Raw genomic sequence first — 14737 nt, forward strand, 5'->3', positions numbered from 1 at the left:
AGCAGGGGGACGCCAAGCGTGGCGCTGGTCGGTGGGTCGGGCGCTGGGCGCCCATGCCCTTGGAGGCGAAATAAAGGAGGAGGGGGCGGCCGCAGGCCGACGCCGGGGGACATTCGCCGGAAAGGGCATGGGCGCCCAGCGCCCGACCCACCGACTACCGCTTTCGCCAACTCAGTACGCAAATTCCTTGAACACCGGATCGATGTTGCCGCCCCACTCGCCATGGAACAGCGCCAGCTTGCGATCGGCCGGGGTCAGCCCGGAATCGACGATCTCCTGCAGCACCTCCAGGAACTTGCTTTCGTCCTGACCATCGGCATTGCGCGCGGCGCGGCGCTTGAGGCCGGCCACGGCGATCTTCAACGCTTCGCGCGACAGATCCAGCACGGTGCCGTTGCGGAACGGCAGCTTCAACCCATGGCGCGGTACGCCATCGCGCAGGACGTTGCGCTCGACCAGGCTGAAATCACGGACCAGATCCCACGCGGCATCGAGCGCGGCATCGTCATACAGCAGGCCTACCCAGAACGCGGGCAGCGCGCACAGGCGGCTCCACGGGCCGGCATCGGCGCCGCGCATTTCCAGGTACTTCTTCAGGCGCACTTCCGGGAAGGCGGTGGTCATGTGATCGGACCAGTCGCGCAGCGTGGGCAGCTGGCCCGGCAGCACCGGCAGCTTGCCGACCATGAAATCGCGGAAGCTCTGGCCACTGGCATCGTGGTACTTGCCCTCGCGGTAAGAGAAGTACATCGGCACATCGAGCAGGTAGTCGACATAACGCTCGTAACCGAAGCCGTCTTCGAACACGAAGTCGAGCATGCCGGTGCGGTCGTTGTCGGTGTCGGTCCAGATGTGCGAGCGGTAGCTCTGGTAGCCGTTCGGCGCACCTTCGGTGAACGGCGAATCGGCAAACAGCGCGGTGGCGATCGGCTGCAGCGCCAGCGACACGCGGAACTTCTTCACCATGTCCGCTTCGGTGGCGTAATCCAGGTTGACCTGCACCGTGCAGGTGCGGGTCATCATGTCCAGGCCGAGCGTGCCGACCTTGGGCATGTACTCGCGCATGATCTTGTAGCGGCCCTTGGGCATCCACGGCATCTCATCGCGGGTCCACTTCGGCTGGAAGCCCATGCCAAGGAAGCCCAGCTGCAGTTCGCCAGCGACCTGCGCCACTTCATTGAGATGAGTGCCGGTTTCCACGCAGGTCTGGTGGATGGTCTCCACCGCCGCGCCGGACAACTCCAGCTGGCCGGCCGGTTCCAGGGTCACCGAGGCGTTGTCGCGCAGCAGCGCGATGGTGCGTCCGTCTTCCTGCACCGGATCCCAGCCGAAGCGGGTCAGGCCGTTGAGCAGCGCTTCGATGCCGCGGTCGCCGTCGAAGGTGGGCGGGCGCAGGTCATCCAGGCGGAAGCCGAACTTCTCGTGCTCGGTGCCGATGCGCCACTGCGCCTGGGGCTTTTCGCCGGAGGCCAACGTGGCGACCAGTTCATTACGGTCGGTGATCGGCGTCTCGGCGACGTGGCTGGGGCTCGACAAGGGGAGGCTCGCAGAATTCTGGTCAGGGCGGGGATGTGGGGTTCGCGCCCCCGCATCGCAAGGGCGCACTATATCGTGGCGTCCCCTGCCGTCGTGTCACCGTGACGGTTTTCAGCATCCTACTGGCATGGGCTTGACGCTGCGCTGGCCCTAAACTGACCCCATGAGCCGATCCCGACATCCGGAAGTCCATCGCTCCGACCGCGTCGGTTGGCTGCGCGCCGCCGTGCTCGGCGCTAACGACGGCATCGTCTCAGTGGCCGGCCTGGTGGTCGGCATCGCTGCCAGCGGCGCCTCGGCCTCCACGATCCTGGCCACCGGCATCGCCGGGACCGTGGCCGGCGCGATGTCGATGGCGGCCGGCGAGTATGTTTCGGTGCAGTCCCAGGCCGATACCGAACGGGCCGACCTGGCCGTGGAGAAGCGCGAACTGCACGACGACCCGCATAGCGAGCTGGAAGAGCTGGCCGCGATTTACCGCCATCGTGGGCTGAGTTCCGACCTGGCGCATGAAGTGGCCACCCAGCTCACCGCGCACGACGCGCTGGGGGCGCATGCCCGCGATGAGCTGGGCATCACCGAGGAACTGCGCGCACGCCCGATGCAGGCCGCCATGGCCTCGGCCGGCGCCTTCGTCAGTGGCGCCGCGTTGCCGGTGCTGACCGCCCTGCTCGCGCCGCATGCGCTGGTCGGCCAAGCCACCACCGTGGTGACGCTGCTGGGGCTGTGCCTGACCGGCACCCTGGCCGCGCATGCCGGCGGTGCCTCGCGCCTGCGTGGCGCGCTGCGCGTGACCTTCTGGGGCGCGATCGCGATGGCGGCGGCCGCCTTGGTCGGCCGCCTGTTCAACGTGGCAGGCTGAGTCATGTCCGCACCCATTGATACCACCACCTCGCTGCTGGCGACCCTGGCCAGCCTGGCCGACTGCCAGCGCGCGGATGGCTATGCGTGCATCACCGCACGCCGCGAGCATGGCGCCTCCTCCGTGGAGATTCCGCAGCCGCAGTTCGCGATCCTGCTGCAGGGGCGCAAGCAGGCGCGTACCGCGCAGCAATCGCTGGAATTCGCACCGGGCGATCTGTTTCTGATCACGCGCCGCTGCCGCATCGATGTGGTGAACATCCCCGATCCGCACAGCGGGGTGTACCTCAGTGCGATCGTGCCGATGTGCGCCGAGGCGCTCACGGCCGCCCGCGCGCTGTGGAACGAGCCGCTGCCGCAGGCCGGTGATGCACTGGCCAGGCTGCCCCTGGCCGAGCATGGCGCAACCCTGCTGCAATGGCGGCAGGCGCTGGAACACGGTCACTACACCGAAGCACGCCTGGCCTTGGCCTCGCTTGCCGTGGCGTTCTGCCGGCGCGGGCACGGCAGCCTGCTGGTTCCCCCCGAGCCGAGCCTGGGGGAACGCATCCGCGATCTGATCGCTGCCCAGCCCGAGCGCGATTGGCAGTCACGCGATTTCGAAGCGCAGCTGGGCCTCAGCGGTGCCACGCTGCGGCGGCGCCTGGCCAGCGAGCACTCCAGCGTGCGCGAACTGATCACCGATGCGCGGCTCGCGCATGCGATGGGCCTGCTCTACACCACCCGGCTGCCGTTGAAGACCGTGGCCGCGCGCGTGGGCTACCGCTCGCTGGGCAGCTTCAACAAGCGCTTCGCCGAACGCTATGGGCTGGAACCAGCGGCGATCGGCAACAGCTGAGCGCGAGCGGATCGCGCGGCATTCTGAGCGGAACGCAGCAGACAGGACGCGCAGCATGGAGGCACCGCGGCGCAGCCGCCCTGTCCGGAACCTGTCATGCCCTTCCCCCGCGTTCGCACGCTCGCCTCCGCCGTGTTGCTGGCCGTTGTCGCCAGCCCCGCCTGGGCCACCACCACGCACACCCCGCGCGAGCAGGTACCCGGCGTGTATCACCAGACCATCGGCACGCTGCAGGTCACCGCGCTGTTCGATGGCACGGTCGCACTGGGCCGGCAGGAACTGGTCGGGATTGCCCCCGGAGCAGTCACCCGCCTGCTTGATCACCGCTACGTACCCGAGGATGGCAAGGGCCTGCAGACCGCGGTCAATGCCTACCTGGTGCAGCAGGGCGATCACCTGACCCTGGTCGATACCGGCACCGCGCAATGCTTCGGCCCCGGCCTGGGCCAGGTGCTGGGCAACCTGCGCAAGGCCGGCTACGACCCGGCGGACGTGGATGAAGTGGTGCTGACCCACGCGCACCCGGATCACCTGTGTGGCCTGCTGGATGCGCAGGAGAAGATCGCCTATCCGAATGCCACGGTGTGGCTGTCGGCCGCGGACGCGGCGTACTGGCTGGATCCGGCCAGCGAGGCAACCGCGCCGCAGGGTGTGCGCTTTGCCTTCGCCTTGGCGCGCAAGGCGGTGGCGCCGTATGAGGCGAGCGGGAAACTGAAGCGCTTTGCACCTGGCGACACATTGCCGGCGGGCATCACCGCCTTGGACAGCCATGGCCATACGGTCGGCCATGTGTCTTACCGGATCGATGGTGGCACCGGCCAGCAGTTGCTGGTGTGGGGCGACATCGTGCATTTCCACGCGGTGCAGTTCGCGCAGCCGCAGGCCTCATTCGAAGCGGACAGCGACCGCGTGGCCGCGATCGCCAGCCGGCGCCGGATGATGGCGCAGGCGGCGGATCAGGGCTGGTGGGTAGCCGGCGCGCACCTGCCGTTCCCGGGGTTGGGGCATGTGCGCCGCGAGGGAGAGGCATTTGCCTGGGTGCCGGGCGAGTTCGCGCCGTTGCCGGCACGATGACAGCGGAATGGCGGCAGATGGACGGCAAGGATCCGCCCGGATGGCGGCGACGGTAGATCCACGCATGGCGTGGATCTACGGGCGAGCGGTCAGCTCGCTTCCGGCGCCGGCTTGTTCAGGCCCAGCCAGCCGCCGATGATGCCGCGGGCTTCATCCACGCCCTGCCGGGCGGGACCGGAGAAGGTCTGCACACTGACGGTATCGCCGAAGGAGGACTGCAGTTCCTTGCGCACCTTCTGCAGGGCGATGCCCTGCTGGCCACGGCCGAGCTTGTCGGCCTTGGTCAGCAGCGCATGCGCCGGCAGGCCGCGCTGCACTGCATAGGCCAGCATCTGGCGGTCGTAGTCCCTCAGCGGGTGACGGATGTCCATCACCACCACCAGGCCACGCAGGGCCTCGCGGGTACGGAAGTACTGGTCGATGAAGGCCTGCCAGTGCGCCTGCAGGTCCAGCGGGACCTTGGCGTAGCCGTAACCGGGCAGATCGACCAGTTTGGCCTCCGGGGTGACCTCGAAGAACACCAGCTGCTGGGTGCGGCCGGGGGTCTTGGAGACCCGGGCCAGGCTGTTCTGGCGGGTCAGGGCGTTGAGGGCACTGGACTTGCCGGCGTTTGAGCGACCGGCAAAGGCGACTTCCGCGCCCACGTCCTCCGGCAATTGCCGGGTGTTGTGGGCCGAAAGCAGGTATTGGGCGCGTTCGAGGAGCAATGACATGGGCATAGGATCGCATGTCCGGGCCCGATCCGCGCTGTCTGCGCTCGGTTTTGCTGCACCCTGCGTTGACCGTGGCGGGAAACGGCGTTGATAATCGGGCGATCCCCGTGGTTGCGGTCCCGCAACCGCCAGGCCGGTCCACACGGAGCTTCCGCATGCGCCATGCTCGCGTTCTTGCCGTTTCCGCACTTGCTGTCTCGCTGCTCGCCGCCGTTGCCGTTGCCCAGACCTCGATCACCCCGTTGCCGGACAACGGGCCGATCAAGACCGCCTCGCTGGAGGTCGATTTCAGCAAAACCACCTGGGGCGATCCCAAGGCCGGGCAGACCAAGGCCGCAGCCTGCGCGGCCTGCCATTCGGCCGACGGCAACTCGACGGTGGAGATGTACCCGAGCATCGCCGGCCAGAGCGAACGCTACAGTGCCCAGCAGATCGCCCTGATCGCCAATGGCCAGCGCACCTCCGGGGCCTCGGCGGCGATGGTGCCGTTCGTGCAGGACCTCACTCCGCAGGACATGCGCGACATCGGCGCCTACTTCGCCACGCAGAAGGCCACGGCCGGCATCGCCGACGATGGTGCGGTGACCGAGGGCCCGTACGCCGGCAAGAAGTTCTACGAGATCGGCCAGCAGCTGTATCGCGGCGGCGACGCCGAGCGCGGCATCCCGGCCTGCATGGCGTGCCACGGCCCCACCGGCGCCGGCAACCCCGGCCCGGCCTACCCGCATATCAGTGGCCAGCACGCGGCGTATGTCGCACGGCGGCTGCAGGAGTACCAGGCCGGAACCACCCAGGAAACCGACAAGGCCCACTTCCAGATCATGGCCACGATCGCCAAGTCGTTGACCGAGCAGGAGATCCAGGCTTTGGCCAGCTACCTGCAGGGGCTGCACAACCGGGCAGATGACGTCGCCGCTGCGGCCACGCCGCTCGCCGGAGGCACGCAGGCACCACCGTAACGACCGCCCACGCCGCAGCGCATTCCCTTGGTCGGATGACGGATGCGGCCACCCCGGCCGGCGGGGTATGTTCACTGGCACGCCGGCGACTGGGCCGGCGTCGTTTTTTCTGTATGGAGATGGATGTAGATGACGTTGATGCCCCGCCTGATGTTGTTGCTGCTGGCCCTGAGCCCGTTGACCACCCTCGCCGCCACCCCGACACCGCTGGTGGAGGGCAAGGATTACGAACGGATCGCCGACGCCGGTCCGTTCGCGCCGCTGGCCGGCAAGATCGAAGTCGTGGAGATGTTCGGCTACACCTGCCCGCACTGCGCGCACTTCGAACCGCAGCTGGAAGCCTGGGCCGCCAAGCTGCCCAAGGATGTCCGCTTCACCCCGGTGCCGGCCGCTTTCGGGGGCGTGTGGGATTCGTTTGCCCGCGCCTACTACGCTGCCGACCAGCTGGGTGTGGCCAAGCGCAGCCACCGCGCGATGTTCGATGCCCTGCATGAGAAGGGATCGCTGCCGATGCAGAACGTCTCGCCGGATGAACTGGCCGCGTTCTACCAGGGCTTCGGCGTGGCCCCGGCGCAGTACATCACCGCGCTCAAGAGCGACGCCGTGGATGCCAAGGTCAAGGCCGCCCGTGCCTTCGCCCTGCGCACCAAGGTGCCCGGCACGCCGACGCTGATCGTCAATGGCGTGTACCTGGTCAAGGGCGACTCGTTCGAGTCGATGCTGCGCAACGCAGATGCCCTGATCGCCCGTGCGCGCAGCGGCAAGGCGCTCTAACAGCGCTCGCTGAACCATCACGCACCGTGCACGCGGGACGCTCGTTTCCGCGTGTCATCATGCTTCCCTGGCCGGTGCTCCCAGCATCGGCCCCACCATGCTCATCCGCTGGAGATGCTTCGATGAAGACCCGTTTCGCCATTACGCTCATGGCCCTGCTGCCGATCCTGGCTGCCTGCAAGGCCCAGGACGGTACCGCCAACACCACCGCCCCGGCTGAGCCGGCCGCACCGAGCAGCACCCCGGCCACCGAAACGGCCCCCCCGAGCGAGCAGGCCCCGGCCGCCAGCGGTGAAACTGCCGCCGCCGAGACCGCCGCTGCCGAAGCCACCACCCCGGCGCCGGCGCCGGCCTCGTCGCGCCCGACCGGCCCGGAGCCGGTTGCCGGCACCGACTATGTGGTGATCGAGAACGGCCAGCCGTTCCAGCCGGCCACCGGCAAGATCGAAGTCGCCGAAATCTTCGGTTACGTATGCCCGGCCTGCGCCGCGTTCCAGCCGCTGATCGGGCCGTGGAAGGCCGGTCTGCCGAGCGACGTCAATTTCGTCTACGTGCCGGCCATGTTCGGCGGTACCTGGGATGACTACGGCCGTGCGTTCTATGCCGCGCAGGCGATGGGCCTGCAGGAAAAGACCCACGAAGCCATGTACGCCGCGATCCATGCCGAGCAGAGCCTGAAGGGCGAGCGCGGCCGTGATTCGGTCGAGGACATCGCCAACTTCTACGGCAAGCACGGCGCCGACCCGAAGCAGTTCGCCGCGATGATGGGCAGCTTCGCCGTCAACGCCAAGACCAACTCGGCCAAGCAGTTCGCCCAGCGCAGCAAGATCTCCGGCACCCCGTCGGTGATCGTCAACGGCAAGTACCTGGTCAAGGGCAAGGGCTTCCCGGACATGCTGCGCATCGCCGATCACCTGATCGCGCGCGAACGCGCCGGCAAGGCCAACTGAGCCAGCGATAGCGAACCGTCGTGACCTTCCCCCACACGCGGACCCTGCGCCTGCTGACGGCCAACATCCAGGCCGGTTCGAGCACCCGCCGCTACAGTGACTACGTGACCCGCAGCTGGTCGCACGCACTGCCGGCCGGGCGCAAACGAACCAGCCTGGATGCCATCGCGCAGATGGCCCGCGAACACGACATCGTCGGCCTGCAGGAAGCCGACCCCGGCAGCCTGCGCTCGGGCTTCACCAACCAAACCCACTACCTCGCCGAGCGCGCGGGCTTCAATTACTGGAGCCACCAGCCCAACCGCCGCATGGGCGGGGTGGCCTCCAGCGCCAACGGCCTGCTCAGCAAGCTCGAGCCGGTCGAGGTCCAGGACCACGCCCTGCCCGGCCGGATCGGCGGGCGCGGCGTGCTGCTGGCCAAGTTCGGTGAAGGCAGCCAGGGCCTGGCGGTGGCGGTGGCGCATCTGTCGTTGGGGACCAATTCGCGCATGTCGCAATTGGCCTTTATTGCCGATCTGCTTGCCGACCACCCCAATGCCGTGCTGATGGGCGATTTCAACTGCCTGGCCGAACGCCCGGAAATGCAGGTGCTGTACCAGAAGACGACGCTGCAGCCGCCGGGCTGCGTGGTGCCGACCTTCCCCAGCTGGCGCCCGGACCGGGCGATCGACCACATCCTGCTCAGCGACGGCCTGCAGCAACGCAGTGCCGAAGCCGTACCGGCCGCGTTCTCCGATCACCTCGCGCTGGCGATGTCGATCGACGTGCCGAGCAGCGCGCTGCGCTGACGCAGGTATACCCGCCGCCCTTGCGCGGCGGGGCTGATGGCGGTGTAAACAGGCTGTCCACAGCGCCTGTGCGATAAATCCCGCCGTCTGCCGCTCCGGCACCGGGAGTATCCCCCACCCCATGAGTACCGTGGAGCCGCCTCTGCCCGAGGTGCGCACGCTTCGACCCGTGTTCCTGCTTGCCGCCACGATCGTGGCGGCATTCGCCATTCTGGTCACCGTGTTTCCCATCGATGCCGGCGTGATGCTGCTCGATGCCCAGACCTGGGCCTCGCGCAATGTCGGCTGGTATTACCTGCTGGCGATGACCGTGTACCTGGTGTTCGTGGTCGGCGTGGCGCTGTCCGGCTATGGCAACGTCAAGCTGGGCGCGGACCATGACGAGCCGGAGTTCAGCTATCTGTCCTGGGCCGGCATGTTGTTCGCCGCCGGCATCAGCATCACCCTGTTCTTCTTCTGCGTCTCCGAGCCGCTGACCCACTACCTGTTGCCGCCGCAGGGCGGCACCGGCAGCGGCGAGGCCAGCGCGCGCCAGGCGATGCAGCTGCTGTTCCTGCATTGGGGCCTGCACGGCTGGGGCGTGTTCGCGCTGGCCGCGATGGCGCTGGCCTACTTCGCCTACCGCCACAACCTGCCCCTGGCGCTGCGCTCGGCGCTGTATCCGCTGATCGGCAAGCGAATCAACGGGCCGATCGGCTACACCGTGGATGCCCTGGGCATCGTAGCCACCGTGTTCGGCCTCGGCGCGGACATGGGCTTTGGCGTGCTGCATCTCAACGCCGGCCTGAACACCTTGTTCCCGGTGCCGCACGCGGCCTGGGTGCAGGTCGGGCTGATCGTACTGATGATGGGCGCGGCGATCACAGTGGCCGTGTCCGGCGTGGAAAAGGGCGTGCGCTGGATGTCCAACATCAACATGCTGCTGGCGATCTCGCTGCTGCTGTTCATGCTGTTCGCCGGCCCCACCCAGTACCTGCTCAATGCCTTCATGCAGAACATGGGCGACTACCTGGGCAACGTGGTCGGCAAGAGCTTCGATGTGTACGCCTACGGCGGGCGCCCGGACTGGCTGGGCAACTGGACGGTGTTCTACTGGGCCTGGTGGATCGGCTGGGCGCCGTTCGTAGGCTTGTTCATCGCGCGCATCTCGCGCGGCCGCACCATCCGCGAGTTCGTGCTCGGCGTGCTGCTGATCCCGCTGGGCTTCACCCTGGCCTGGCTGTCGATCTTCGGCAACAGCGCGCTGGATCAGATTCTGCACCACGACCAGGTGCACCTGGCGCAGATGGCGGTGGAGAACCCACCGACCGTGTTGTACGCGCTGCTGGAAAGCTACCCGTGGAGCCGCACCGTCATCGCGGTCACGGTGATCGTCAGCTTCATCTTCTTCGTCACCTCGGCCGATTCCGGCACGGTGGTGCTGTCCACGCTGTCCTCGCAGGGCGGCAATCCGGAAGACGACGGTCCGCGCTGGCTGCGTGTGTTCTGGGGCGTGATGACCGGTCTGGTCACCGCCGGGCTGCTGCTGGCCGGCAGCATGGATGCGCTCAAATCCGCGGTGGTGCTGGCCTCGTTGCCGTTCTCGGTGGTGTTGCTGCTGATGCTGTGGGGCTTGACCCGTGCACTGGGCGAAGAGTCGCAGCGCAAGAAGGCCTCGCAGTACTCGCCGATCCCGTTGATCGGGCAATCGCGGCATCAGCGCGGCTGGCGCCAGCGCATCACCCAGGCGGTGCATTTCCCGGTCCGCGACGAGGTGTACCGGTTCATGGATACCGATGTGAAGCCGGCGATCGAAGCCGTCGCGGCGCAGCTGCTCGAACAGGGCCTGGATGTGCAGACGAAGTTCGAGCCGGGTCACATGGAGCTGCTGGTGGACCATGGCGAACAACAGGTCTTCACCTACCAGGTGATCATGCGCGGCTACCTCACGCCTTCGTTCGCCGCGCAGCGCTTCCGCAACCAGCGTTACTACCGCGCCGAAGTGCACCTCTATGAAGGTGGACAGGACTACGAGCTGTTCGGCTACAGCCGCCAGCAGATCATCAACGACATCATCGATCAGTACGAGCGTCACCTGCAGTTCCTGCATCTCACGCGTTGACGCACTGATCTCCCGCTGCAAAGGAGTCATCGACATGCCTACCCTCCCCGACCAGCTGCTGTACATCGGCGGCCGCTACGTTCCCTCCCAGGGCGGAAAGACCTTCCAGGTCATCAACCCGGCCAACGGCGAGCTGCTCGCCAATGTCCACAGCGCCAACAGCGACGATCTCGACGCTGCCGTGGAGAGCGCCCAGGCCGGCCAGAAAGTGTGGGCCGCGCTGACCACCGTGGAACGCTCGCGCATCCTGCTGCGGGCGGTGGCACTGCTGCGCGAGCGCAACGATCCGCTGGCCGAGCTGGAATCGCGCAACACCGGCAAGGCCCTGAGCGAAACGCTCAGTGTGGACGTGGTCACCGGCGCGGACGTGCTGGAGTACTACGCCGGCGTCATGCACGGTCTCGAAGGCAGCCAGGTGCCGCTGCGCGAGGCGAGCTTCTTCTACACCCGCCAGGAGCCGCTGGGCGTGGTCGGCGCGATCGGCGCCTGGAACTACCCGATCCAGATCGCGCTGTGGAAGGCCGCCCCGGCGCTGGCCGCCGGCAACGCAATGATCTTCAAGCCCAGCGAAGTGACGCCGTTGACCGCGCTGAAGCTGGCGGAGATCTTCACCGAGGCCGGTCTGCCCGATGGCGTGTTCAACGTGTTGCCCGGCGATGGTGCCGGCGTCGGTTCGGCCCTGACCGAGCACCCGCTGATCGAGAAGATCTCCTTCACCGGCGGCACCGCGACCGGCCGCAAGGTGATGGCCAGTGCCTCCAGCTCCACGCTCAAGGACGTCACCATGGAGCTGGGCGGCAAGTCGCCACTGATCATCTGCGCGGACGCCGATCTGGACCTGGCCGCCGACGTGGCGATGATGGCCAACTTCTACAGCTCCGGCCAGGTGTGCACCAACGGTACCCGCGTGTTCGTTCCGCGCAGCGCGCTGGCCGCGTTCGAAGCCAAGCTGCTGGAACGGGTCCAGCGCATCCGCATCGGCGACCCACTGGCCAAGGACACCAACTTCGGCCCGCTGGTCAGCGCCGCCCACATGCAGCGCGTGCTGGAGCACATCGGCAGCGGCAAGGCCGAGGGTGCACGGCTGGTCTGCGGCGGCGAACGGTTGACCGACGGCGCGTTGGGCAAAGGCTGCTATGTGGCACCGACCATCTTCAGCGATTGCCGCGATGACATGCGCATCGTGCGCGAAGAGATCTTCGGGCCGGTGATGAGCCTGCTCGCCTATGACGACGAAGACGAAGCCGTGCGCCGCGCCAACGACACCGATTACGGTCTCGCCGCCGGTGTGGTGACGCCGGACCTGGCGCGCGCGCATCGGGTGATCCACCAGCTCGAGGCCGGCATCTGCTGGGTCAACAGCTGGGGCGAATCGCCGGCGCAGATGCCGGTGGGCGGCTACAAGCAATCCGGCGTCGGCCGCGAAAACGGGCTGGCCACGCTGCGCGCCTACACCCGCACCAAATCCATCCAGATCGAGCTGGACCGCTACGCGTCGGTGTTCTGAGCCGGCCTTACCAGGAGACACCGCGATGAAGCGCGAATACGACTACATCATCATCGGCGCCGGGTCGGCCGGCAACACGCTGGCCGCGCGCCTGACCGAAGACGCCGGGGTCAGCGTGCTGCTGCTGGAAGCCGGTGGGCCGGACTACCGGATGGATTTCCGCACCCAGATGCCGGCCGCACTGGCTTATCCGCTGCAGGGCCGCCGCTACAACTGGGCGTATGAAACCGAGCCGGAGCCCTACATGGACAACCGGCGCATGGAGTGCGGCCGCGGCAAGGGCCTGGGCGGTTCCTCGCTGATCAACGGCATGTGCTACATCCGCGGCAACGCGATGGACTTCGACCAGTGGGCCAGCTTCGACGGCCTGGAGGACTGGAGCTACCACGACGTGCTGCCGTACTTCCGCAAGGCGGAAACGCGCGACATCGGGGCCAACGATTACCACGGCGGCGACGGGCCGGTCAGCGTGGCCACGCCGAAGAACGGCAACAACGTGCTGTTCCACGCGATGGTCGAGGCCGGTGTGCAGGCTGGCTACCCGCGTACCGATGACCTCAACGGCTACCAGCAGGAAGGCTTCGGCCCGATGGACCGCACGGTGACCCCGCGCGGACGCCGCTCCAGTACCGCACGCGGCTATCTGGACATGGCCAAGGACCGTGAGGGACTGGAGATCGTGGTGCACGCCACCACCGACCGCATCCTGTTCGCCGGCAAGCGCGCGGTGGGCGTGCGCTACCTGGCCGGCAGCAGCGCCGAGCCGATTGACGCCACCGCCCGCCGCGAGGTGCTGCTGTGTGCCGGTGCGATCGCCTCGCCGCAGATCCTGCAGCGCTCCGGCGTGGGGGCGCCGGCATTGCTGGCCGCCCTTGGCGTGCCGCTGGTGCACGACCTGCCCGGCGTCGGCGAGAACCTGCAGGACCATCTGGAGGTGTACATGCAGTACGCCTGCAAGAAACCGGTCTCGCTGTACCCGGCACTGCAGTGGTGGAACCAGCCGGCGATCGGTGCGGAATGGCTGTTTGCCGGCACCGGTATCGGCGCCAGCAACCAGTTCGAGGCCGGTGGTTTCATCCGCACCCGCGAGGAGTTCGACTGGCCCAACATCCAGTACCACTTCCTGCCGGTGGCGATCAATTATAACGGCACCAACGCGGTCAAGGAACACGGCTTCCAGGCGCATGTGGGCTCGATGCGCACGCCCAGCCGCGGCCACGTGCATGCCAAGTCGCTGGACCCGCGTGAGCATCCCTCGATCCTGTTCAACTACCAGTCCACCGACCAGGACTGGCAGGAGTTCCGCGATGCGATCCGCATCACCCGCGAGATCATCGCCCAGCCCGCGCTGGACGAATACCGCGGGCGCGAAATCAGCCCGAGTGCCGAGTGCCAGAGCGATGCCGAACTGGATGCCTTCGTGCGCGCCCATGCGGAGACCGCGTATCACCCGTCGTGCTCGTGCGCGATGGGCACCGATGCGATGAGCGTGGTCGACGGCCAGGGCCGCGTGCATGGCATGGAAAGCCTGCGTGTGGTCGATGCCTCGATCATGCCGCGGATCATCACCGGCAACCTCAACGCCACTACGATCATGATCGCCGAGAAGATCGCCGACCGGATCCGCGGGCGTGCACCGCTGCCGCGCAGCACGGCGGCCTATTACGTGGCCGGGGACGCACCGGCCAGGCGCTGAGGGCGTTACGCCGGCGCACCCGGCAACGGCACCACCACCCGCTTCGCCGTCAACGTGCTCCCTACCGAGGCCACCACGGTGCAGCCGATCGCCGCCCATTGCAGCGTGGTCAGGTGCTCGGCCAGCAGCCCCATCGCCAGCAGCGCCGCGACGGCCGGCTCCATGCTGATCAGGATGCCGAAGGTCTCCTTCGGCAGCCGCTTGAGCGCCATCATCTCCAGCGACATCGGGATCGCGCTGGAGACGATCGCCACGCCGAGGCCGAACAGCAGGATCTTCGGATCCAGCAGTGCCATGCCCGCGTGCGCCACGCCCACCGGCACCACCACCAGCGCCGCCGCGCACAGCCCCAGCGAGACCGTGTGCCCGGCCGGCAGATGCCCGGCGCGCTTGCCGAAGATGATGTACATCGCCCAGCACACCGCCGCGCCCAGCGCGAACATCACCCCGACCGGGTCCAGTGGCTCACCATGGCCCAGCGGCAGCAGCAGCAACAGCCCGACCAGCGCGCAGCCGACCCAGACGAAATCGACCGGCCGCCGCGAGGACCACATCGCCACCGCCAACGGCCCGCAGAATTCGATCGCCACCGCGATGCCGAACGGAATCGTGCGCAGCGCCATGTAGAACAGCAGGTTCATCACCCCGAGCGTGATGCCGTAACGGACGATCGCCCCGGCATCGGCGCGCGAGGTGGTCCAGCGCCACGGCCGGAACACCATCAGCAGCACCAGCGCCGAGAAACCCACGCGCAGCGCGCTGGTGCCCTGCGCACCGATCAGCGGGAACAGCTGTTTGGCATACGAGGTGCCCACGGCCAAGGAGGTGACCGAGCCGAGCACGGCCAGGGCGGGGAAGAAGCTGGAGAGGCGGGAGGTCGACATCCGCACAGGATATTGCGCAACGGCCGAAGGAGATGCTCAATTGCAGGGGCCTTCCT

Annotated in this window: 13 protein-coding genes; 10 read left to right on the forward strand and 3 right to left on the reverse strand. The window is 67.6% G+C overall.

What is annotated here, in order from left to right:
* Nucleotides 1-171: 171 nt before the first annotated feature.
* On the reverse strand, nt 172-1536 hold the full coding sequence (locus tag AC06E9_RS04075; RefSeq protein ID WP_478050104.1) for a glutamate--cysteine ligase: 1365 nt from the start codon (nt 1534-1536) through the stop codon (nt 172-174).
* 163 nt (nt 1537-1699) lie between these two features.
* Between AC06E9_RS04075 and AC06E9_RS04080 the strand changes: the two genes are divergently transcribed.
* The 3 genes from AC06E9_RS04080 to AC06E9_RS04090 all read left to right on the forward strand — a co-directional run bounded on the left by AC06E9_RS04080 (nt 1700) and on the right by AC06E9_RS04090 (nt 4309).
* A complete protein-coding gene (locus tag AC06E9_RS04080; RefSeq protein WP_152152229.1) occupies nt 1700-2398 on the forward strand; it encodes a VIT1/CCC1 transporter family protein in 699 nt (232 codons plus the stop codon).
* 3 nt (nt 2399-2401) lie between these two features.
* Nucleotides 2402-3235 (forward strand): helix-turn-helix transcriptional regulator, encoded by an 834-nt coding sequence (locus tag AC06E9_RS04085; protein WP_152152231.1) that lies wholly within the window; start codon nt 2402-2404, stop codon nt 3233-3235.
* A 96-nt stretch (nt 3236-3331) separates the two neighbouring features.
* On the forward strand, nt 3332-4309 hold the full coding sequence (locus AC06E9_RS04090) for an MBL fold metallo-hydrolase (RefSeq protein WP_152152233.1): 978 nt from the start codon (nt 3332-3334) through the stop codon (nt 4307-4309).
* Nucleotides 4310-4398: 89 nt separating this feature from the next.
* On the opposite strand, the gene yihA is transcribed toward AC06E9_RS04090, so the two are convergent.
* On the reverse strand, nt 4399-5022 hold the full coding sequence (yihA, locus tag AC06E9_RS04095; RefSeq protein WP_121039780.1) for a ribosome biogenesis GTP-binding protein YihA/YsxC: 624 nt from the start codon (nt 5020-5022) through the stop codon (nt 4399-4401).
* Between the two features lie 155 nt (nt 5023-5177).
* Between yihA and AC06E9_RS04100 the strand changes: the two genes are divergently transcribed.
* The 7 genes from AC06E9_RS04100 (at nt 5178) to betA (ending at nt 13797) form a co-directional block, all read left to right on the forward strand.
* Nucleotides 5178-5981, forward strand: a complete 804-nt coding sequence (locus AC06E9_RS04100) for a c-type cytochrome (protein WP_152152235.1) — start codon at nt 5178-5180, stop codon at nt 5979-5981.
* A gap of 129 nt (nt 5982-6110) precedes the next feature.
* Nucleotides 6111-6755, forward strand: a complete 645-nt coding sequence (locus AC06E9_RS04105; protein WP_121039786.1) for a thiol:disulfide interchange protein DsbA/DsbL — start codon at nt 6111-6113, stop codon at nt 6753-6755.
* Between the two features lie 122 nt (nt 6756-6877).
* Nucleotides 6878-7705, forward strand: a complete 828-nt coding sequence (locus AC06E9_RS04110) for a thiol:disulfide interchange protein DsbA/DsbL (RefSeq protein WP_121039789.1) — start codon at nt 6878-6880, stop codon at nt 7703-7705.
* Between the two features lie 50 nt (nt 7706-7755).
* A complete protein-coding gene (locus AC06E9_RS04115; protein WP_183073759.1) occupies nt 7756-8493 on the forward strand; it encodes an endonuclease/exonuclease/phosphatase family protein in 738 nt (245 codons plus the stop codon).
* 121 nt (nt 8494-8614) lie between these two features.
* Nucleotides 8615-10594 (forward strand): choline BCCT transporter BetT, encoded by a 1980-nt coding sequence (gene betT, locus AC06E9_RS04120; protein ID WP_121039795.1) that lies wholly within the window; start codon nt 8615-8617, stop codon nt 10592-10594.
* 34 nt (nt 10595-10628) lie between these two features.
* Nucleotides 10629-12101, forward strand: a complete 1473-nt coding sequence (betB, locus tag AC06E9_RS04125; protein ID WP_121039798.1) for a betaine-aldehyde dehydrogenase — start codon at nt 10629-10631, stop codon at nt 12099-12101.
* A 25-nt stretch (nt 12102-12126) separates the two neighbouring features.
* Complete coding sequence (gene betA / locus AC06E9_RS04130; protein WP_121039801.1) at nt 12127-13797, forward strand: choline dehydrogenase; 1671 nt, start codon at nt 12127-12129, stop codon at nt 13795-13797.
* 5 nt (nt 13798-13802) lie between these two features.
* Here betA and AC06E9_RS04135 read toward each other — a convergent pair whose 3' ends face one another.
* Nucleotides 13803-14681: an EamA family transporter gene (locus AC06E9_RS04135; RefSeq protein ID WP_088432509.1), complete on the reverse strand. Its 879-nt coding sequence runs from the start codon at nt 14679-14681 to the stop codon at nt 13803-13805.
* Between the last annotated feature and the right edge of the window lie 56 nt (nt 14682-14737).

The sequence above is a fragment of the Stenotrophomonas sp. Steno-Z10-BAI genome (genome assembly GCF_056393115.1).

What these genes read in the sequence shown, in the direction of transcription:
- AC06E9_RS04085 (WP_152152231.1), top strand. Translation starts at nt 2,402, where the DNA reads ATGTCCGCACCCATTGATACCACCACCTCGCTGCTGGCGACCCTGGCC.
- yihA (WP_121039780.1), bottom strand. Translation starts at nt 5,022, where the DNA reads ATGTCATTGCTCCTCGAACGCGCCCAATACCTGCTTTCGGCCCACAAC.
- betT (WP_121039795.1), top strand. Translation starts at nt 8,615, where the DNA reads ATGAGTACCGTGGAGCCGCCTCTGCCCGAGGTGCGCACGCTTCGACCC.
- AC06E9_RS04110 (WP_121039789.1), top strand. Translation starts at nt 6,878, where the DNA reads ATGAAGACCCGTTTCGCCATTACGCTCATGGCCCTGCTGCCGATCCTG.
- betA (WP_121039801.1), top strand. Translation starts at nt 12,127, where the DNA reads ATGAAGCGCGAATACGACTACATCATCATCGGCGCCGGGTCGGCCGGC.
- AC06E9_RS04090 (WP_152152233.1), top strand. Translation starts at nt 3,332, where the DNA reads ATGCCCTTCCCCCGCGTTCGCACGCTCGCCTCCGCCGTGTTGCTGGCC.
- betB (WP_121039798.1), top strand. Translation starts at nt 10,629, where the DNA reads ATGCCTACCCTCCCCGACCAGCTGCTGTACATCGGCGGCCGCTACGTT.
- AC06E9_RS04105 (WP_121039786.1), top strand. Translation starts at nt 6,111, where the DNA reads ATGACGTTGATGCCCCGCCTGATGTTGTTGCTGCTGGCCCTGAGCCCG.
- AC06E9_RS04135 (WP_088432509.1), bottom strand. Translation starts at nt 14,681, where the DNA reads ATGTCGACCTCCCGCCTCTCCAGCTTCTTCCCCGCCCTGGCCGTGCTC.
- AC06E9_RS04100 (WP_152152235.1), top strand. Translation starts at nt 5,178, where the DNA reads ATGCGCCATGCTCGCGTTCTTGCCGTTTCCGCACTTGCTGTCTCGCTG.
- AC06E9_RS04080 (WP_152152229.1), top strand. Translation starts at nt 1,700, where the DNA reads ATGAGCCGATCCCGACATCCGGAAGTCCATCGCTCCGACCGCGTCGGT.